The organism is Pseudonocardia sp. (assembly GCF_029263155.1).
Taxonomy (GTDB): Bacteria; Actinomycetota; Actinomycetes; order Mycobacteriales; family Pseudonocardiaceae; genus Pseudonocardia.
The window spans coordinates 106,805-125,357 of the sequence record NZ_JAJCYB010000056.1; the positions used below are offsets into that span (position 1 = coordinate 106,805).

At 73.2% G+C, this 18,553-nt stretch carries 19 protein-coding genes; 12 read left to right on the top strand and 7 right to left on the bottom strand.

Translation table 11 applies throughout. From position 1 onward, the window contains the following. Positions 1 to 94 precede the first annotated feature (94 nt). Positions 95 to 1,720 carry an ABC transporter substrate-binding protein gene (locus tag Q1K26_RS11365; RefSeq protein WP_300010259.1) on the bottom strand — a complete coding sequence of 542 codons (1,626 nt, stop codon included), beginning with the start codon at positions 1,718 to 1,720 and terminating at the stop codon, positions 95 to 97. Between the two features lie 707 nt (positions 1,721 to 2,427). Here Q1K26_RS11365 and Q1K26_RS11370 point away from each other — a divergent pair. Next, positions 2,428 to 2,673 carry a hypothetical protein gene (locus tag Q1K26_RS11370; RefSeq protein ID WP_300010262.1) on the top strand — a complete coding sequence of 82 codons (246 nt, stop codon included), beginning with the start codon at positions 2,428 to 2,430 and terminating at the stop codon, positions 2,671 to 2,673. Beyond that, positions 2,673 to 3,050, top strand: coding sequence for a MerR (locus Q1K26_RS11375; RefSeq protein WP_300010265.1), 378 nt, complete (start codon positions 2,673 to 2,675; stop codon positions 3,048 to 3,050). Before Q1K26_RS11370 ends, Q1K26_RS11375 begins: the two co-directional genes overlap by 1 nt. 16 nt (positions 3,051 to 3,066) lie before the next feature. Here the strand turns inward: Q1K26_RS11375 and Q1K26_RS11380 are convergent, their stop codons facing one another. Both Q1K26_RS11380 and typA read right to left on the bottom strand, forming a co-directional pair. Then, the gene (locus Q1K26_RS11380) at positions 3,067 to 4,815 is read right to left on the bottom strand and encodes an ABC transporter family substrate-binding protein (protein WP_300010268.1); all 1,749 of its coding nucleotides are present in this window, start codon (positions 4,813 to 4,815) and stop codon (positions 3,067 to 3,069) included. Positions 4,816 to 4,853: 38 nt separating this feature from the next. Next, positions 4,854 to 6,743 carry a translational GTPase TypA gene (gene typA / locus Q1K26_RS11385; protein WP_300010335.1) on the bottom strand — a complete coding sequence of 630 codons (1,890 nt, stop codon included), beginning with the start codon at positions 6,741 to 6,743 and terminating at the stop codon, positions 4,854 to 4,856. A gap of 109 nt (positions 6,744 to 6,852) precedes the next feature. On the opposite strand from typA, the gene Q1K26_RS11390 reads away from it, so the two are divergent. Further along, positions 6,853 to 7,002: a hypothetical protein gene (locus Q1K26_RS11390; RefSeq protein WP_300010271.1), complete on the top strand. Its 150-nt coding sequence runs from the start codon at positions 6,853 to 6,855 to the stop codon at positions 7,000 to 7,002. Positions 7,003 to 7,770: 768 nt separating this feature from the next. Here Q1K26_RS11390 and Q1K26_RS11395 read toward each other — a convergent pair. The 4 genes from Q1K26_RS11395 to Q1K26_RS11410 form a co-directional block, all read right to left on the bottom strand. Continuing rightward, positions 7,771 to 8,649 (bottom strand): DUF559 domain-containing protein, encoded by an 879-nt coding sequence (locus Q1K26_RS11395; protein ID WP_300010274.1) that lies wholly within the window; start codon positions 8,647 to 8,649, stop codon positions 7,771 to 7,773. 613 nt (positions 8,650 to 9,262) lie between these two features. Next, positions 9,263 to 10,054, bottom strand: coding sequence for an NUDIX domain-containing protein (locus tag Q1K26_RS11400; RefSeq protein WP_300010277.1), 792 nt, complete (start codon positions 10,052 to 10,054; stop codon positions 9,263 to 9,265). 161 nt (positions 10,055 to 10,215) lie between these two features. Further along, positions 10,216 to 11,532, bottom strand: coding sequence for a HAMP domain-containing sensor histidine kinase (locus Q1K26_RS11405; RefSeq protein WP_300010280.1), 1,317 nt, complete (start codon positions 11,530 to 11,532; stop codon positions 10,216 to 10,218). Between the two features lie 144 nt (positions 11,533 to 11,676). Beyond that, complete coding sequence (locus Q1K26_RS11410; RefSeq protein WP_300010283.1) at positions 11,677 to 12,360, bottom strand: response regulator transcription factor; 684 nt, start codon at positions 12,358 to 12,360, stop codon at positions 11,677 to 11,679. 75 nt (positions 12,361 to 12,435) lie between these two features. On the opposite strand from Q1K26_RS11410, the gene Q1K26_RS11415 reads away from it, so the two are divergent. The 9 genes from Q1K26_RS11415 to Q1K26_RS11455 all read left to right on the top strand — a co-directional run bounded on the left by Q1K26_RS11415 (position 12,436) and on the right by Q1K26_RS11455 (position 18,428). Next, positions 12,436 to 13,458 carry an outer membrane lipoprotein carrier protein LolA gene (locus Q1K26_RS11415; protein ID WP_300010286.1) on the top strand — a complete coding sequence of 341 codons (1,023 nt, stop codon included), beginning with the start codon at positions 12,436 to 12,438 and terminating at the stop codon, positions 13,456 to 13,458. Further along, positions 13,455 to 14,438, top strand: a complete 984-nt coding sequence (locus Q1K26_RS11420; protein ID WP_300010289.1) for an ATP-binding cassette domain-containing protein — start codon at positions 13,455 to 13,457, stop codon at positions 14,436 to 14,438. Before Q1K26_RS11415 ends, Q1K26_RS11420 begins: the two co-directional genes overlap by 4 nt. A gap of 34 nt (positions 14,439 to 14,472) precedes the next feature. Continuing rightward, on the top strand, positions 14,473 to 15,339 hold the full coding sequence (locus Q1K26_RS11425; RefSeq protein ID WP_300010338.1) for an ABC transporter permease subunit: 867 nt from the start codon (positions 14,473 to 14,475) through the stop codon (positions 15,337 to 15,339). Positions 15,340 to 15,457: 118 nt separating this feature from the next. Then, positions 15,458 to 15,754, top strand: coding sequence for a 4a-hydroxytetrahydrobiopterin dehydratase (locus Q1K26_RS11430; RefSeq protein WP_300010291.1), 297 nt, complete (start codon positions 15,458 to 15,460; stop codon positions 15,752 to 15,754). 172 nt (positions 15,755 to 15,926) lie between these two features. Next, the gene (locus Q1K26_RS11435) at positions 15,927 to 16,427 is read left to right on the top strand and encodes a TspO/MBR family protein (RefSeq protein ID WP_300010293.1); all 501 of its coding nucleotides are present in this window, start codon (positions 15,927 to 15,929) and stop codon (positions 16,425 to 16,427) included. A 12-nt stretch (positions 16,428 to 16,439) separates the two neighbouring features. Then, positions 16,440 to 17,234, top strand: coding sequence for a polyphosphate kinase 2 (gene ppk2 / locus Q1K26_RS11440; protein WP_300010297.1), 795 nt, complete (start codon positions 16,440 to 16,442; stop codon positions 17,232 to 17,234). 46 nt (positions 17,235 to 17,280) lie between these two features. Then, complete coding sequence (locus Q1K26_RS11445) at positions 17,281 to 17,553, top strand: metalloregulator ArsR/SmtB family transcription factor (RefSeq protein ID WP_300010300.1); 273 nt, start codon at positions 17,281 to 17,283, stop codon at positions 17,551 to 17,553. Between the two features lie 9 nt (positions 17,554 to 17,562). Continuing rightward, positions 17,563 to 17,952: a VOC family protein gene (locus tag Q1K26_RS11450; RefSeq protein WP_300010303.1), complete on the top strand. Its 390-nt coding sequence runs from the start codon at positions 17,563 to 17,565 to the stop codon at positions 17,950 to 17,952. A gap of 17 nt (positions 17,953 to 17,969) precedes the next feature. Beyond that, positions 17,970 to 18,428, top strand: coding sequence for a hypothetical protein (locus Q1K26_RS11455; RefSeq protein ID WP_300010305.1), 459 nt, complete (start codon positions 17,970 to 17,972; stop codon positions 18,426 to 18,428). Positions 18,429 to 18,553: the final 125 nt, after the last annotated feature.

Below are 18,553 nucleotides of genomic sequence, written 5' to 3' on the forward strand. Positions count from 1 at the left end.
GTGGGCCGGCGGATAGCGGGTGAGTGTGCAGGGAGCCTAACGGGCAGCGCGGTACCGCGGCCCGGTGCGACCGGGCCGCGGTACCGCGTCGGACTCAGCCGTTGACAGTGACCTCGGTCAGCACGACGTCCGTGGCGAACGGGCTGAACGCGACGTTGTCGACGTTCTCCGAGTGCCCGCCCTGGGAGAAGCCGAAGAAGATCGGCATCATCGGCAGGTCGGTCAGCAGGATGTCATCGGCCTGCTGGTACAGAGCGATGGCCTCGTCGTTGGAGGAAGCCGCGTTGCCTTCGGCCACCAGCCGGTCGAACTCCGGGTTGGAGTAGAACGTCGAGTTCGAGCCGGCCGGCGGCTGCGCCGCGGTGGTGAACAGCGGGGCCAGGAAGTTCTCCGGGCTCGGGTAGTCCATGCCCCAGCCGAGACGGAACGGCCCGGTCATGCCCTGCTCGTCGGCCAGCGGCAGGTACTGGGCGAAGTCCAGGTCGCCACGCAGCGTGTAGGTGATCCCCAGGTTCTGCTGCAGCTGGTTGCCCACCGCCTGCACCCACTGGTCGTGACCGGCGCCGGAGTTGAACCACAGCTCCACCGGCTGGGAGGTGTCGAAGCCGCTGTCGGCGAGCAGCTGCTGCGCCGCCGCCGGGTCGTACTGGCAGAAGCCGCACGCGTCCGGCCGGTGCCCGTCGATGGTCGGCGGGATCACGTCGTACGCCGGCACGCGGGTACCGGAGAAGATGGCATCGGTGATCGCCGGACGGTCGACGGCCATCGAGAACGCCTGACGGACCCGCGGGTCGGCGAACCGCGCGTCGTAGAGCGGGAAGCCCATGAAGGTGAACGAGGAGGACACGCGCTCGAAGTACCGGTCGCCGAGCTCGTCCGGCGCGATGGTGGCCAGCTCCGGGGGCAGCGAGTAGCGGTAGACGTCGAGGTTGCCCGCGAGCAGCTCGTTGTAGGCGGTGTTGATGTCCGAGATGACCCGGATCTCGACGCCGGCAGCGGTGGCCGCGTTCTCGCCCGCGTACTCGTCGAAGCGGGAGAGCGTGATGCCCTGGCCGGGCACGTACTCGGTGTCGGCCTTGAACGGGCCGTTGCCGATCGGCTGGCGGCCGAACGCCGCCGGGTCGGCGAAGAAGGCCTCCGGTAGCGGCGCGAACGCCGTGTACCCGGTGATCAGCGGGAACTGCCGGAACGGCTCGTTGAGCTGCACGGTGAAGGTCAGGTCGTCGACGACCGCCAAGCCCTCCATCGCCGGCTTCGGGTTCTCGCCGTCGTAGCCGACGATCTTGCTGAAGAAGTAGGCGCCGCCCTGTGCGTTCTCGACGTTGGCGGTGTAGTTCCACGCGTCGACGAACGACTGCGCGTTGACGGGCGTGCCGTCGTGGAACGTCCACCCGTCCTTGAGGACGACCGTCCAGTTGATGTTGTCCGTGGACTCGATCGACTCGGCGGGCCCGGAGTACTCGACCTCGACGGTCTCGTTGTTGTACTCGACCAGCGGGGTGAACAGCGCGCGGGCGACCTGCGCCCCTTCGCTCTCGGTGGTGTCGCCGGGGACCAGCGGCTTCTCCGGGTCGCTGTTGATGTTGATGGAGTAGGTGCCGCCTCCGGGCGCCGCTCCCCCGGGATCCGCCGGGGTACCCCCGCCACCGCCACACGCCGCGAGCGCCAGCGCTGATGCTGCGCCCAACGCGACGATGGACGCCGCCCTCGATCTCCTCATGCTTCTTCCTGACCTTTCTCTGCAGGACGGCCCGGTCGGGCGTCCGTCTAGGCGCGCTGTCGGCGCGACGCCCATGTCGTGGGACGGCGCACCGACCCACGGCACGGTAGAAACCGCCAGACCACCAGTCACCCGGGAACAGGTCATCGTGACCAAAGGGTGACCAGACCTGAACCGTGGGGCACCGAACGATTACTTGTCGGTAACTACGGGGCGGAGACTACGCCACCGACAGGTCCGGTCGGGACAAGGGTGTGATGACGGGCACGCCCGGACTGCGCCCCGTCCGACGTCCCTTCGCCGCGGCTGGAACAGCGGCAGCGCGGGCAGCTGCGCCCACAGCAGCGACTCGGCCGTGGCGAACCGCTCCGGGTCGACCGGGTCGTCGCCGGTCGCGAGCGACTCCAGCGCGAGCTGCAGGGCCAGGAAGCAGAAGCCGTGGACGGTCACCTGGGTTCCGCAGCGGGGTGTCGGCACGGCGCCGGTGCAGCACGTGCTCGCCGTCGCCGACGGGTGCGGTGACCGTGTCGACAGGGCGGGCCAACGCTCCGGCCCGGAACCTGTACGGGCGCTGCGGGTTCGTGGTGCAGCGGCACGTCGAGGTCGAACCCGGGCTCTGGATCACCGAATATCGCTGCTCAGCGCGTCCAGTCGACGGGAAGATTGTCGGACCACCCGGCTAGAGTCATACTGTGATCAATCGGAGGATGTCTGCTCGGCAGGTCGTGGCGCTCGTGCGCTCGCTATGCCGTCGCCACGGGTTGACGCTGGACGAGCTGCGAGGTCGGGGAAAGGGAAGCCACCGCGTCTACGCGGTGCGCGACGCGGCAGGAGAGGAGTTGGCGCGGATGACGATCACCGATCACCCCGGCGACCTGTCGTGGGCCGTCCTGCGCGACATCGAGCAGAAGCTCGCCCACCTGTTCGGCGAGAAGTGGACGGAGAAGCGCTGATGACCACCTACGACGTGATCGTGTTCCGCGAGGACGAGCTGTGGGTGGCCGACATCGTCGATCTCGGCGTCACCGACATGCTCCACTTCACCGAGTTGGACGCGCAGGTCCGCGACTACGTGTCCGGCATGACCGACGTCGAGCCAGACTCCTTCGAGCTGCGCTGGCACTACCGCGCGGGGGACGACGAGGTCACCGAGCCGATCCAGGAGCTGTCGAAGGTGGAGGCGGCGCTGGCCGAGCTCACCGCCCGGCACGACGCGCTGCGCCGGGAGATCATCGCCCGGATGTCGGCCGCCGGGATCTCGCAGCGGGCCATCGGCGACGTGCTGGGACTGAGTCACCAGCGCGTCAACCAGCTCGCGAAGGCATCCTGACCCGCATCGGACCTCGCTATTCCGCCGGGGCGCGCCACTCCGCGGCCCCGGACAGCGGGCCCTCGGTGAGGGGGCCCGCGCCTATGCCGGTGCTGGCGTCCGCGGCCGGGCTGCTCACCACCAGCGACACCGGCTGGAACAGCGGCAGCGCCGGCAGCTGGGACCACAGCAGGGACTCCGCGGTGGCGAACCGCTCCGGGTCGACCGGGTCGTCGCCGGTCGCGAGCGACTCCAGCACGAGCTGCAGGGCCGGGAAGCAGAAGCCGGTGGGCGGCAGCGGCGGATCGCGCACCACCGCGGTCGGCAGCGCGCAGCCGTAGTCCGAGGCCAGCTCGGTGGCGCGGTCCCCGCCGACGGTGCGCGGGCCGACGAGCACGTCGACGGGGCCGGCCACGACCGGTTCCTCCGCCGCCACAGCGGTCGTCGGGGCCGGTGTGGTCGGCGTCGGCTCCGGCGAGGTGGTCGGGGCCGTGCCGGACGCCGACGGGGCCGTGTAGAGGTCGATCGCGGGCCGTTCCACGACGGTGGTGCCGATCCCCGCGACGGCGAGCTGGGCGGCCACGAGCTGTCCCACGCGACGGTCCTCGGGGCGCTCCTCCGCCGCGGCGATCACGAGCTGCACGGGCTGCCCGTCGGCGATCCAGCTGCCCTCGGCGTCGCGCGTCCAGCCTGCGGCGCCCAGCAGCTGCTCCGCGGCGATCGGGTCGGGCCGGGCGGGGGCGCCGTCGGGGGCGGTGGACGCGTAGCCGGGCTCCGACGGCGCGAGGCCGAACGCGTCGGCGCGCAGGGCCTCCGGCGCCACGGCCTGCCGGATCCCCTCGCGGTCCAGCAGCGCGGCCAGCCCGCGGCGCGCGCGGGGGTCGCGCAGCGGGCCGTCGCCCGCGCGGAGCCCGAGTTGGGTGACGGTGGGCAGGGCGGCGGGCTGGACCCGCGGCGGCGGGGTGACCGTGCCCAGCGCGTTGCGGACCGCCGGGTCGGCCTCGGGCAGCGCCACGTCGACGTCGCCCGCGGCCAGTCCGGCCGCGACCGCGCCGTCGTCGAGCCGGCGGAACACGAGCGTGTCGAGCACGGTGGGGGTGTCCCAGTAGGTGTCGTTGCGGGCGAGGACCACCTCGCCGCGGCCGGGGTCGACCGACGCGATGCGGAACGGGCCTCCGGAGGCCGGCACCCCACCGGTGAGCGCTCCGACCCAGGAGCCGGGCGCGTCCTTGAGCAGGTGGGCGGGCAGCAGGTCGGAGAACAGCGTCCGCCACGCCGGGTACGGCTCGTCGAACACGACGTCCACGGCCTTGCCGCCGGCCCGCGACCGCACCTCGGTGATCAGCCGGTAGCCCGCGGCGTCCGCGACACCGGGTTCCGCGCGCATCTGTTCCCACAGGTAGACGAAGTCCTCGGCCGCGATCGGCGTGTTCGTCGACCAGGACGCCTCCAGGTTGAGCTCGTAGCTCACCGTGAACGGCTCGTCGGAGACGACCTCGGCGCTGGTGGCGATGGTGGTGTCGAGCTGCAGCCTGCCGTCGGGGTCCGGGCGGAACACCGAGGGGAGCACCAGCGTGGCGATCCCCGTGGTGAGCGGGGAGGAGTGCGCCAGCAGGTGCGGGTTGAAGCCGGCGCCGAGATCCTCCATGCCGACGACCAGCTCGGTGGGCTCGGGTCCGGCCGTGGGCTCGGCCGTCTCGGGCGCCGGCTGTGCGAGCGGCACCTGGGTGCACCCCGCGAGCACGGCAGCGAGCAGTCCGAGAACCACCGCTCGCGCACGCTTCACCCGCGACATCCTTGCACCAGCGGGTGAAGGGCTCGCCGTCAGACCGCGGCCTTGGCGCGCGAACGCATGCGGTTGCGCAGGTGGGAGTCCAGCTCGACCTTGCGGATCCGCACCGACTCCGGCGTCACCTCGACGCACTCGTCGTTGGCGCAGAACTCCAGCGCCTGCTCCAGGTTCAGCACCGTCGGCGGGGTGAGCTTGACGAGCTCGTCGCTGGTGGACTTGCGCATGTTCGTCAGCTTCTTCTCGCGGACGATGTTGACCTCGAGGTCCTCGCCGCGCGTGTACTCACCGATGACCATGCCGCCGTAGACCTGCGTGCCCGGCGGGATGAACAGCACGCCTCGGTCGGCCAGCTGCTCCACCGCGTAGCCGGTGACGGGGCCGGACCGGTCGGCGATCAGCGAGCCGCGCAGCCGGTTGTTGATCTCCCCGACCCACGGGCCGTAGCCGTCGAAGACGTGGCTGACGATGCCCGCGCCGCGGGTGATCGTCAGGAACTCGGTGCGGAAGCCGATCAGGCCGCGGCTCGGGACCCGGTAGTCGAGGCGGACGCGGCTCTCGCCGTGCACCATCTGGCTCATCTCGCCCTTGCGCCCGGCCAGCAGCTGGGTGACGGCACCGAGGTGCTCGGTGGGCACGTCCGCGGAGAGCTGCTCGAACGGCTCGTGCGTCTTGCCGTCGATCACCTGGGTGACGACCTCCGGCTTGCCGACGGTCATCTCGAACCCCTCGCGGCGCATCGTCTCGACCAGGATGGCCAGCGCCAGCTCGCCACGGCCCTGCACCTCCCACGCGTCGGGACGCTCGGTGGGCAGTACCCGCAGGCTCACGTTGCCGACCAGCTCGGCGTCGAGCCGGTTCTTGACCTGGCGAGCGGTGAGCTTGGTGCCCGGGTGCGGGTCGCGGCCGACGAGCGGGGAGGTGTTGATGCCGATCGTGACCGAGATGGCCGGCTCGTCGACGTGGATGCGCGGCAGCGGCACCGGGTTGTCGGGATCGGCGAGCGTGTCGCCGATGGTGACCTCCGGGATGCCGGCCACGGCCACGAGATCGCCCGCGAAGGCCTCGTCGGCCGGCACCCGGGTCAGCGCCTCGGTGCGCAGCAGCTCGGTGATCTTGACGCGGGTGACCTTGCCGCCGTCCTGGCACCAGCCGACCTGTTGGCCGCGGCGGATCACACCGGCCCGGACCCGGCACAGCGCGATGCGGCCCAGGAAGGACGAGGCGTCGAGGTTGGTGACGTGGGCCTGCAGCGGGGCGTCGACGTCGTCGGCGGGCGGCGGCACCGTCTCCGCGATCACGTCGAACAGGCTCTCCAGGCCGGGCTCGTCGGGCAGGTCGCCGTCGGCGGGGCGGTTGCGACTCGCCCGCCCGGCGCGGCCGGAGGCGTAGACGACGGGGAGGTCGAGCAGGCGCGCGGTCATGGTCTCGTCGAGCTCGAGTTCGTCGGCCAGCTCCAGGAGAAGCTCGAGGCTCTCGTCGACGACCTCCTCGCAGCGGGCGTCGGGGCGGTCGGTCTTGTTCACGACCAGCACCACGGGCAGCCCGGCGATCAGGGTCTTGCGCAGGACGAAGCGCGTCTGGGGCAGCGGGCCCTCGCTCGCGTCGACCAGCAGCACGACGCCGTCGACCATGGACAGGCCGCGCTCGACCTCGCCGCCGAAATCGGCGTGGCCGGGGGTGTCGACGACGTTGAGCGTCATCCCGTGCCAGTTGATCGCCGTGTGCTTGGCGAGGATCGTGATGCCCTTCTCGCGCTCGAGATCGCCGGAGTCCATGACCCGGTCCACGAGGGCGGCGCGCTCACCGAACGCGCCCGAGGCGCGCAGCATGGCGTCGACGAGGGTGGTCTTGCCGTGGTCGACGTGCGCGACGATGGCGACGTTGCGCAGCCCGCCGGGTGCGGCGGGATCCGCAGGGCTCACGCCGGGTTCTGCGGGGGCCGCGAAGGTGGTGGTTGCTGTGCTCACCTGTTTACGGTAGCCCGTCCGGACGCTGACCTCGGCCCAGGTGTGAGCCTAGGCTCTCCTCATCATGGGCAAGGTCAAGAAGAAGTGCTGCAGGTCCAAGCCGAAACGCTGCGCCAACTGCCCGGTGGTCGCCCTCCGGCTCAGCAAGATCGAGAGCAAGGGTCTGCGGGGCAAGGAACTCCGACGAGCGGTGAAGGCCGCACGCGTCTACTGAACCGATTCGTGCCCGGATCCCGGGTGAGCGGCGGAGATCCGACGACGGGCGGTCCACCTCGACGTGCTCGGGCCCGGGCCGCAGATGTCCGTCGCCGTTGGTGGCCGTTCGCCGCGGTGCCGTCGGACCGGCGACGCGGGACGTCCGGCGCCGGTTCGCGACCGCCGCGAACCCACTGACGGTGGCCCCGTCCCCGGGCACCACCGCGGGAGACCGGGGTGGGCAAAATCACGCTCCGCCGGTCGGCGCGCGCCGGGCACTCACACCGGCGCGCCAGGCGCATCGGGTCAGCCGGGCGCACGAGGGCGTACCCGGCGGACCGGGCACACCCGGCAGGCCAGGCGCACCGGAAACACCGGGCGCACCGGGCACCGGGCACCGGGCACCGGGCACACACCCGGGCATATGCCGGGCATACCGTGCACCCACCGGTCGGGGCGGGGCCGGTCGGGGCGGGGCGTTGGAACCGACGACCGCGCCAGGCACGCCTGTCTGTTCCAGAACCACGATCACGGCGGCGCAGCCGACGCAGCCCGCTCCGGCGATCACCGTCCGGGAACCGCGAGAGGTGCCAGAACCCGCCCACGGTTCCCGGACGTCGATCATGTCTGCTGGCGGCCGCCGCGCCGGTCGGTCCTCCCCACGTGCATGCCGTCGGTAGCGCGCGACTGCGTGCATCCGGCGATCGCCGACGGCCGACGGCCACGACCCGCGCCAAGGGCACCCGGGCACCGACACCGACACCGACACCGACCAGGGCGTCGTCCCCTACCCGACCCCGCGGACCCGGGCAACGGTGTGGGCGATCTCGGCCAGGACCACCGCCGGACGTTCGACGAGGTCGTGCCAGGTGTAGCGCAGGATCATCCACCCCGCCCTGACCAGCGCGTTCTGCCGTCGCTTGTCCGCCTGAGCCCGGGCCGCGTCGGCGTGCCACGCCCATCCGTCGACCTCGACCGCCACCATGGCGTGCGGGAACGCGATGTCGATCAGATACCCCGCAGCCGGAAAGCCGCAGCTCCAGCCCCGGGCACCGGAATCCCGCAGCATCCGCACCAACAGTCTCTCGGCCGCAGACGCGGAGCGGTCGGCCGCAGCGACGAGCAGCCGACCCGCCGACGCCGAGCCGGCCGCGCCGAGGTTGCGGCAGTAGGCGGCGTACACGGCCGGGAACCGTTCGGACCGCTGCAGGGCGCGGTCGAGGAAGCGGCTGCCGGTCGCGCCCAGGTCGACGGCCGTGTCCAGCACGGTCAGCGGGCGGGCGGTGACGAGCAGGCCGCGGTGCTCGACGACGTCGCAGGCCGCGAGGTCACGCCGACCCACCTCGACGCCCGGCCGCGCCCGGGGGTTGCGGCGCCGAGGCACCGTCAGCCTGATCCGGGGTGGCGGGCGCTCGACCATCCCCTGCCACCACGCGGCAGCCTCGCCCGTGAGCACCGCCTCGTCCCCACCCCACAGGACCGCACCACGCACCGCGACCTCGTCGTCACGACGATGCCCGGCCGCGAGGTACACCCGCGGATGGAGCGGACTCCAGCGGCGGAGGCGGACGCGGTGGTCCACGGCGTCACGGGTGAGCCCGGCGGCGAGCGCCTGGCTGCGAGAGATCACGCCCGCCTGGCGGGCAAGCACGGAATCGACGGACATGCCCCACTTCGACGGATCCCACGCCCTCCCGGTTCCCTCCTCGATCACATTCTTCGCTCATCCCCCTGCGGCGGTCGCCGTGATCGTCGGACAGGAACCGGGAGCGCGCCCCGACACGGCGAGCCGTTCCCATCCGCCGATCATGAGGCCGACAACATGATCGAGGTCGATCCCGACCCGGCCAGCCCGGCCCCACGCCACAGCACGTGCAGGCCCGACCCCGCCCGCACGCCCACGGGGTTTCGCGCGCCGGATCGTGGCTAGCGCGCCGCCGGCAGCACGCAAGCCGCATCTGAGCGCGCGAAACCGGTCATGGTCGTGGAGGGGCACGGCAACCGACACCGCCGCTACCCCTCCGAGGCCACCGGGGCCTCGTCGCTGACACCGCGACCGACGGGAAAGTAGCGGCACCCGAGCTGATGACGGCATGATCTGAACCAGCGCCGTACTCGGTCGGCGTTTGCGCCACTCGCGGGAACGCGACCACGGCCGCACAGCACGGCTCGGCACGCCCCGGCCCGGCCGGCCCGCAGAGCACGGCACCGCAGGCCCGGCCCGCACTCCACCGCCCACGACCGACACCACCGACGTGCCCGCTCCGCCACACCACCGATCAGGAGCGGCGGGCCCGGACACCGAGCAGGTGGACGAGCTCGGGCACGACCGCACGATCGGCATCCACCCACTCGACGCGCGGCACGTCCGTCGCCTCCACCCAGCGCAGGGCGGCGTGCTCCAGCGGGCGGGGCAGCGGCGCGTCGACGGCGAGCCGGGCCGTGCGGACGCGGAGCACCCCCGCCGCGATGGGCAGGTCGGTGCCCAGGCGCCCGCCGGGGACGACCACGGTGCCGAGTTCCTCGCGGCACTCGCGCACCACCGCCTCCCGCTCCGTCTCGCCCGCCTCGACCCGGCCGCCCGGGAGCTCCCAGCGGCCCGCGAGTTCGGGCGGGCGGGTGCGCTGGGCCGCGAGGAGCGTGTGTCCGTGGACCAGCGCCGTCGCCACCACCACGGGGGCCGCGAGCAGCGCCGCCGTCCGGCGGGCCACCTCGACCGACCAGGCCTCCAGCAGCCGCCGGACAGGTTCGCGGTCCACACCGGAGGTCCAGTGCAGCTCGTGGGTGAGCCGGGTCCCGCCGTCGCTCGGGGCGAGCGCCACGGAGTGGCGGACCGGCGGGAGCGTCCAGGCGAAGGCGGTCGTGTCCGCGGCGAGGATCCGGACCCGCAGGGCTGCCGCGCCGGCCGCGCTGAACCGGACCTCGTCGTCGACGGCCAGCAACCGCGCCGGGCCCGCAACGGTGTATCCGAAGCGGCGCGCCACCGCGGCCAGGGTGTCGAGGTCGCGCAGCACGCCCGCCACCGTCCGGACCGGTGCGCCGAGGGTCGTCGTCGAGAACAGAGCTGGCACTGGCCCATCGTCGCAGTGCCGGACACCGCCTGCGGGCCATCCGGCCGTCGACGCCGCCCGCGGCGGCCCGGACCTCCCGCGCGGCGTCGATCGGGCCCGTGATCAGCGCCGTACCGCACCCCGACGTCGCGCGAAGGCGACCGCACCGGGACCCGCGACGTTCAGGAGGCGGCGGGCCAGCGCACCTCGATGCGGGCACCCCCCTCGCCGGACTCACCCGCCGCGACCTGACCGCCGCGCCCACGCACCAGGGCCGCGACCAGTGCCAGCCCCAGCCCGGCTCCGCCGCCCGCCTCCGGGTCGAGCCGCACGAAGCGGTCGAACACGCGCTGCCGGTCGGCCACCGGGATGCCGGAACCGTCGTCCTCCACCACCAGGCGGATCCAGCGTCCGGCCGGCAGCACCCCGATCCGGACGAGCGAGCGGGCGTGCCTGCGGGCGTTGCCGATGAGGTTGTCCAGCACCAGGTCGACCTCCGCCGCCCCGGCCGCGACCGCCGCCGGAGCGGGCGCGACGAGGTGCAGCGCGGGCTCGACGCCGTCCACCCGTTCGATCGCGGCCCGGACGGCGCCGACGAGATCGATCGCGCGGGGATCGGGCCGACGGCCCGCGTCGGCCCTGGCCAGGGCGAGCAGGTCGGAGAGCAGCCCGGTCAACCGCTCCGCCTCGACGACGACCGCGCGCAGCGTCTCGTCGGCCAGGGCCGGATCGGGGTGCGCCACCGCCACCTCGGCCTGCGCGCGGATCGCCGCCACCGGCGAGCGCAGCTCGTGCGCGGCGTCGCCGGTGAAGGCCTGCAGCCGGGCCACCGCGTCGTCACGGCGCGCGAGCAGGTCGTTGATCTCCTCGGCGAGGGCACGCAGCTCGTCGCGGGCCACGGGCACCGGCAGCCGCTCCCCCGCGGGCAATGACGACGCCGCCGAGCGCAGCCGTTCCACCGGGCGCAGCGCGGCCCGGGTCGCCACCCACGCCGCACCGGCGACGACCGCGGCCACGGCGAACGCCCCGAGCACGAACGCCCCCGCCGCCCGCGCGAGCAGCACCGCTCCCCCGACGATGTCGCCGACCGCCACGACCAGCCGCGTCGAGCCGTCGGGCACCACGACGGGCACGGCGAGGTAGCGCCGCAGCTCGGCGTACCTGCCCGCGATGACGCCCTCGCCCGCGGCGAGCCTGCGGATCTCGGCCGATCCCAGCGCAGGAGGCGGCCCGCCGTCGACGGGCGCACCCGCCGTGTCGAGCACCCGCAGCATCGGCGCGCGCACGTCGGTGGCCGCGGCTCCCGCTTCCAGCTGCGCCGCAGCCGCGGTGGCGGCGGCGCGCAGCTCCTCGTCGGCCGCTCCCAGGAGCGTGCCGTAGAGCAGCCCGACACCCAGGCGGCTCAGCGCCACCAGCGCCACCAGCGCCACCCCGCCGACGACCACGGTGATCCGGAACCGCAGCCCGCGCGCCGCCCACCACGCCCGTAGCCGGCTCACGCCGTGCCCCGACCCCGACCCCGACCCCGACATTGCAGCAAGGCCACCATGCCGCAAGGAGACTGCGGCAAGGCCACCTTGCTGCAACGGGGACGGCCGCAGCCCGACGAGCCACCACCGGCTAGCCGCGTCACGCCGGGCGCCTCACGACGACGCCACCAGGTAGCCGTAGCCCCGCACCGTGCGGAGGACCCGGCCGGCGCCGACCGCGTCCAGCTTGCGGCGGAGATAGCCGACGTAGACCTCGACGACGTTGCGGCTCGCGGCCTGCTCGTCGCCCCACACGATGCGCAGCAGCTCGTCCTTCGCGACGGCCGTGTCGGGGCGGCTGGCCAGCGCGTGCAGCAGCGCGAACTCGCGTGGTGACAGCTCCACCGGCTCGCCGTCCCAGCTGACCGCCCGCGCCACCGGGTCGACGACGAGCGGCCCGAGCCGCACCCGATGCCCGACCCGGCCGAGCGCGGCGTCGCGCCGTCGCAGCAACGCCTTGAGCTGCGCGACGAGCACGACGAACGCGAACGGTTTGACCAGGTAGCCGTCGGCGCCGAGGTCGAGGCCGTCGGCCTGGTCCCACTCGCCGTCCTTGGCCGAGACCAGCAGCACCGGGGTGTCGACGCCGGCCGCGCGCAACTGCTCCAGGACCCGGTACCCGGACAGGCCCGGCAGGATGATGTCGAGCACGATCGCGTCGAAGCTGCCGGTGAGTGCCGCCGTGAGCGCGGAGGTCCCGTCGCCGAGCGCGACGACCTCCATGCCCTCGGCGGTGAGCCCGCGGGCCACGGCCGTGCGGACCCCGGGCTCGTCGTCGACCACCAGCACGCGCGCCATGTCGAGGCGAACGTACCGCCCGCCGCCGCCCGCTACCTCAGAACTCTCTCAGCAGGCATGGTTCACGCTGTGGTCATGGCATCGAGGCGCTGGACGACGGGACGCACTGCGGCCGCGGGTATCGCGGTCGCCGGAGTGGTGGGGCTGGGCCTGCTGGCGTTGCCTGCGGGCGCGGGTGCCGCCCCGGTGCTGCCGCCGGTGGAGCCGGAGGAGCTGGTGGCCTCCGTGCTGGCGGCCGACCCGGACGCGTTCGCGGGCACCGTCGAGCTGGACAACTCGCTCGGCCTGCCGGCGCTGCCCGAGCTGCCGCAGGCGGCGGACGGCACCTCCACCGCGCGGATCTGGTCCGACGGCGACGACGGCGGCCGCGTGCAGCTGCCCACCGACACCGGTGAGCGCACGCTGGTCACCGACGGCGAGACGTTCTGGGCCTGGGACTCCGCCGACCGCACCGTGGTCACCGGCGAGGGCGGTGAGCACGGGCGCGGGCCCGCGGCCGACATGGCCGACCCCACCGCCGCGGCTGCCGAGGCCATCGGCATGCTGGAGGCCACGAGCGTGGTCACCGTCGACGGCACGGCGGAGGTGGCCGGGCGCCCCGCCTACGAGCTGGTGCTGGCGCCGGCCCCCGACGAGCGCACGCTGCTGCGTGAGGTCCGCATCGCCGTCGACGCCGAGCAGCGCATCCCGCTGCGGCTGACCGTGCTGGCCAACGGGTCGTCCGACCCGGCGCTGCAGGTCGGGTTCACCGAGCTGGCGTTCGGCCCGCAGGATCCGTCGCTGTTCACGTTCACCCCGCCGCCGGGCGCCACCGTCGAGTCGCCGCCCGCCGGGGACGCCCGGCCGGAGCGGGAGCGACCCGACGGCGCGGCCTCGACCGTCGTCGGTGACGGCTGGGACACCGTGCTCGTCGCGACGGCACCCACCGGGGACGCCGAGGGCATGGACCTGAGCACGCTGGGCGCGCCGGTCAGCGGCCCGTGGGGCAGCGGCACGCTGATCAGCACGGCGGTGGCGAACGCGATCGTCACCGACGACGGCCGTGTCGCGGCCGGTGCGGTGCCCGAGCAGGTGCTCACCGAGGCTCTGACCCGGTGAGTGCCCCCTCCACGCTGGCCGCGGCGGCCGTCCCTGCGGCCGCCGCAAATGGCCCGCTCGCCGCCCGCGCCGTCGGGCTGCGCAAGACCTTCGGCTCGACGGTGGCCGTCGACGGCGTCGATCTCGACGTCCCCGCCGGTTCGGTGCTGGGCATGCTGGGCCCCAACGGCTCGGGCAAGACCACGCTGATCCGGATGCTGCTCGGCCTCACCCGCGCCGACTCGGGCTCGGCGGAGCTGCTCGGGCACCGGATCCCCGAGGACGTCGCGCGGGCGCTGCCGCACGTCGGCGCACTGGTGGAGGGCCCGGGGTTCCACCCCTTCCTGTCCGGGCGGGACAACCTGCTGCGGGTCGCGGCCACCGAGCCGCTGCTCGGGAACCGGGAGATCCGGGGGGCCGTGGACACCGCGCTGGACCGGGTGGGTCTCGCCGACGCCGCCGGTCGCCGGTTTCGGGGCTACTCGCTGGGCATGAAGCAGCGACTCGGGCTGGCCGGCGCGCTGCTGCTGCCGCGCCGGCTGGTGGTGCTCGACGAGCCCACCAACGGCCTCGATCCCGCCGGCACCCGCGACGTCCGGCGCATCATCGCCGAGCTGCACGCCGCGGGCTCCACCGTGATCGTGTCCTCGCACCTGCTGGCCGAGGTCGAGGCCACCTGCACGCACGTGGCCGTCCTGCAGTCGGGCTCGCTGGTGGCATCGGGCTCGCTGGCCGCGCTGCTGGAGTCCGGCACCGGGGGGCTGGACGTGACCACCCCCGACGTCGAGCTCGCGCTGGCCACACTGCGCGACGCGGGCATCACCGCCTACGCCGCGACCGGCGACGACCCGGGGGTCGTGGTGTCGGAGGACGGCCCGCCCACCGCGGAGACGATCGCGCTGCTCGTGCGTGCCGGCGTGGCGGTGCACGAGGCGCGGCGCCGGCGGGCGCGGCTGGAGGAGCTGTTCGCGCGGCTGACCGAACGGAGCTTGTCGGAGTGAGCATCGAACCCGAACGGAGCTTGTCGGAGTGAGCATCGGTGCCGAGGACACCAGGACGGCCGCCGTGCTCGACCCGGCGCCGGACCCGCCCCGCAGTGCGCCGCTGGGTCGCCTGCTCGGGGCGGAGCTGCGGTGGGTGCTGAGGCGACCGCGCACGCTGGTCATGCTCGGGCTGTTCGCGGCCGTGCCCGTGCTGATCTCGATCGGCGTGGCCGTCGCCGCCGAACGCGGCCCGGGCCTGATCGGGGCGATCGGCGGCAACGGGCTCGTGCTTCCGGTGGCCGCGATGACGCTCTCGTTGGCGTTGCTGCTGCCGCTGGCCGTCGCGATGGCGGCAGCGGACGCGATCGCGGGCGAGGCGGCGCACGGCACGCTGCGCGGTCTGCTGCTGTCCCCGGTCGGCAGGTTGCGGCTGGTCGGGATGAAGGCGTTCGGGGTGCTGGTCGTGGCCGCGCTGGCGACGAGCGTGATCGCGGTGGTCGGGGTGGTCGCGGGGCTCGTCGTGGTCGGTGGGGCGCAGGGGCAGCTGGTGACGCTGTCGGGCACCGCGGTCGGGCTGGGCGAGGCGCTGGCCCGCGTCGCGCTCGTGGTCGCGTGGGTGGTCGGGCAGCTCGCGGCGATCGGCGCCGTCGCTCTCGCGATCTCGTCGGTGACCGAGCATCCGCTGGTCGTGCTGGCTTCGGTGCTCGGCGGGCTGATCGTGTTCGGGGTCCTGGCGGCGATCCCTGCGCTGGACTGGCTGCAGCCGTGGCTGCTCACCAGCGGCTGGACCGCGGGGGCGGACGCGTTGCGCGACCCCGTCCCGCTCGGCGGCATGATCGAGAGCTCGCTGCGGGCGCTGTGCTACGTCGCCGTCGGGGCCGGCCTGACGACCTACCGCATGCTCCGCCGCGACGCCTGACGACAGCACGGATCGCGCGACACACGCGCATCCACACCCCGACTCGCGGGGCCCTCGCGCCGTGCGCGCGAGTCGGGGTCTCCGTGCGCGCAGCGCCGGAGAGGGGAGGATGGTAGGCATGGCTGAACTCCTCGACGACGCCGCGATCACCCGTGCACTCGCCGACCTGCCCGGCTGGGAGCGTGACGGCGACGCGATCGTCCGCAGCGCGAAGCTGCCGTCCTTCCCCGTCGCCATCGAGGTGGTGGACCGGGTTGCCGTGATCGCGGAGGACCGCGACCACCATCCCGACATCGACATCCGCTGGCGCACGCTCACGTTCCGCTGCTCCACACACTCCGCGGGCGGGCTGACCGACCTCGACCTCTCCCTCGCCGCCGCGATCTCCGAGCAGGTGGCAGCGGCCGGCGGCTGACCTCGACGGCGAGGAGCTGCCGAGGTTGCGACGATCAAGGCCGGATGGTCGCGGGCGGTCCTTCGCCAACGACCATCTGCCCGTGATCACCGTCCGTGGGGCCGCCCGCGGCGGACGTGGGACCAGACACGTCGGCGGGCGCAAATCGTCTCGATGAACGAGAATCTTCAGCATGAGTACACACGTCCTCGATCCTCGACCCACCCTTCCGAACGCGTTGGTCGGACTGGTCGCCTTCGGGGCGGCCGCCGCCGCGGCCGCCGTGACCGGAGGGCTGGCCGCCGCGTCCGCAGCCGAGCAGTACGCCGCGCTGCAGCAGCCCACGTGGGCGCCGCCCGCCTGGCTGTTCGGACCGGTGTGGACGGTCCTCTACCTCGCCATCGCCGTGTCCGGATGGCTGGTGTGGCGCCGCGCCGGCTGGAGCGGGGCCACCGTCGCGCTGAGCCTGTTCGCCGCACAGCTCGTCCTCAACGCCCTGTGGACCCCGCTGTTCTTCGGAGCCGGCCTGTTCGGGCTCGCGTTCGCCGAGATCGTGGTGCTGTGGCTGGCGATCGTCGCCACGATCGTGGCGTTCGCCCGGCACAGCCGCCCGGCCGCCGCCCTGCTGCTGCCCTACCTGGCCTGGGTCACGTTCGCGTCCGCACTGAATCTCGCCATCTGGCTGCTCAACTAGCACGATGTGCTGATGGCCCGACTCCCCCGCGCCCCGTACGAGACCGAGCTGTTGCGCCTGCAGGGGGAGCTGGTGCAGATGCAGGAGTGGGTACGCACCAGCGGCGCCCGGCTCGTCGTCGTGTTCGAGGGTCGCGACGCCGCGGGCAAGGGTGGTGCGATCAAGCGCATCACCGAGTACCTCAACCCGCGGATCTGCCGGATCGTCGCACTTCCGGCACCGTCGGAGCGCGAGCGCACCCAGTGGTACTTCCAGCGCTACACCGAGCACCTGCCTGCGGCGGGGGAGATCGTGCTGCTCGACCGCAGCTGGTACAACCGCGCGGGCGTCGAGCGGGTCATGGGCTTCTGCACCCCCGACGAGTACGCGCGGTTCCTGCGCCAGTGTCCGGTGTTCGAGGAACTGCTGGTCGAGGACGGCGTGCTGCTGCGCAAGTACTGGTTCTCCGTCAGCGACGCCGAGCAGGAGCGGCGGTTCCGTGGCCGGATGACCGACCCGATGCGGCAGTGGAAGCTCTCGCCGATGGACCTGGAGTCGATCACGCGGTGGGAGGACTACTCCCGCGCGAAGGACGAGATGTTCGCCCACACCGACACACCGGTCTCGCCGTGGTACGTCGTGGAGGCCGAGGACAAGCGCAGGGCCCGGATCAACATGATCGCCCACCTGCTGGGCAGCGTGCCGTGGGAGCCGACGAAGGCACGCAAGCTGAAGCTGCCCGAGCGCCCACCCCAGCGCGGCTACGAGCGACCGCCCCGCGAGCGCTTCCACGAGGTGCCCGACCACGCCGCCACCCTGGTCGGCTGAGCGCACCCCTTGACAGGCAAGTGACTACTTGCCTATAAAGCTCCCCGTGGACGCGGTCTTCAAGGCGATCGGCGACCCGACCCGCCGGGCGATCCTCGACGAGCTCACCGACAAGTCCGGCCAGACGCTGTTCGAGATCTGCAGCCGCCTGGCGATGAAGCACGGCCTCTCCTCGTCGCGCCAAGCGATCTCGCAGCACCTGGCGGTACTGGAGGAGGCCGGGCTGGTCCACACCCGGCGCGAGGGCCGCTACAAGTTCCACGACATCGACACCACCCCGCTGCGCTCGATCACCGAGCGCTGGCCCGTACCGGAATGAGGCAGCCCCATGCTGCGTATCAACATCACCAGTCTCTTCGTCGACGACCAGGCCAAGGCGCTCGCCTTCTACGTCGACGTGCTCGGCTTCGTGAAGAAGCAGGACGTCCCGATGGGCGAGCACCGGTGGCTCACCGTCGTCTCCGCGAAGGACCCCGACGGCGTCGAGCTGCTGCTGGAGCCCAGCGGGCACCCGGCGGCGGGCCCGTTCAAGGCCGCGCTGGTGGCCGACGGCATCCCGTTCACCTCCTTCGCCGTCGACGACGTGCAGGCCGAGTTCGAGCGGCTGCGCACCGCCGGGGTGCACTTCGTGCAGGAGCCGACCGTCATGGGCCCGGTCACCACCGCCGTCCTCGACGACACCTGCGGCAACCTGATCCAGATCGCCGCCATGAACTGAGTCCGTAGGGTGCACGTATGGGTGATGGGAACCGGACGCTGCTGGGTCGCATCGACGCGGCGGCTCCCGTCGACGCCATCGAGGTGGCCGAGGCCGAACTCGTCGACGTGGTGGGCGCCCGCGACGTCTGCCTGCTGATCTGCGACTACACCGGTCGCGCGGTCGTGCGCTTCGACCGCGCGAGCTGGGCACGGGCCGGGGTGCGGCGTCGTGACGACGAGACCACCGAGACGGTCCCGCTCGCCGGCACGGCGTACGAGCGCGTGCTGCGTACCCAGCGGATCGACGTGGAGCAGGAGGACGGAGGGGCCGTCGTGCGCGCCCCGGTGACCGTCCGTGGCGACGCGATCGGCGTGCTCGAGCTGAGGGTGCCCCAGCCGCCCGTGGCCGCGACGCTGGTGGAGGTGGCGGAGGTGGCGCAGGCGTTCGGCTACGTGGTCGTGGCCAACCGCCGCTACACCCCGCGTTCCGCGTAATTCGGCCGGTCTGGAGATCCTGGGCGGGTGAGGCTGCAGGTCAGGGCGGTGCGGGTGGCTGTCGAACCGAGAAACGCCTAGAGAAACGCCTGGCTGGGTAGCTGCTGCTGGGCGAGCCGTGATGG

Bases quoted from the DNA above. Each gene is read 5' to 3' on its own strand.
- Q1K26_RS11430 (WP_300010291.1), top strand. From the start codon at position 15,458: ATGGCTGAACTCCTCGACGACGCCGCGATCACCCGTGCACTCGCCGAC.
- ppk2 (WP_300010297.1), top strand. From the start codon at position 16,440: ATGGCCCGACTCCCCCGCGCCCCGTACGAGACCGAGCTGTTGCGCCTG.
- Q1K26_RS11435 (WP_300010293.1), top strand. From the start codon at position 15,927: ATGAGTACACACGTCCTCGATCCTCGACCCACCCTTCCGAACGCGTTG.
- Q1K26_RS11455 (WP_300010305.1), top strand. From the start codon at position 17,970: ATGGGTGATGGGAACCGGACGCTGCTGGGTCGCATCGACGCGGCGGCT.
- Q1K26_RS11390 (WP_300010271.1), top strand. From the start codon at position 6,853: ATGGGCAAGGTCAAGAAGAAGTGCTGCAGGTCCAAGCCGAAACGCTGC.
- Q1K26_RS11415 (WP_300010286.1), top strand. From the start codon at position 12,436: ATGGCATCGAGGCGCTGGACGACGGGACGCACTGCGGCCGCGGGTATC.
- Q1K26_RS11365 (WP_300010259.1), bottom strand. From the start codon at position 1,720: ATGAGGAGATCGAGGGCGGCGTCCATCGTCGCGTTGGGCGCAGCATCA.
- Q1K26_RS11450 (WP_300010303.1), top strand. From the start codon at position 17,563: ATGCTGCGTATCAACATCACCAGTCTCTTCGTCGACGACCAGGCCAAG.
- Q1K26_RS11375 (WP_300010265.1), top strand. From the start codon at position 2,673: ATGACCACCTACGACGTGATCGTGTTCCGCGAGGACGAGCTGTGGGTG.
- Q1K26_RS11370 (WP_300010262.1), top strand. From the start codon at position 2,428: ATGTCTGCTCGGCAGGTCGTGGCGCTCGTGCGCTCGCTATGCCGTCGC.
- Q1K26_RS11395 (WP_300010274.1), bottom strand. From the start codon at position 8,649: ATGTCCGTCGATTCCGTGCTTGCCCGCCAGGCGGGCGTGATCTCTCGC.
- Q1K26_RS11410 (WP_300010283.1), bottom strand. From the start codon at position 12,360: ATGGCGCGCGTGCTGGTGGTCGACGACGAGCCCGGGGTCCGCACGGCC.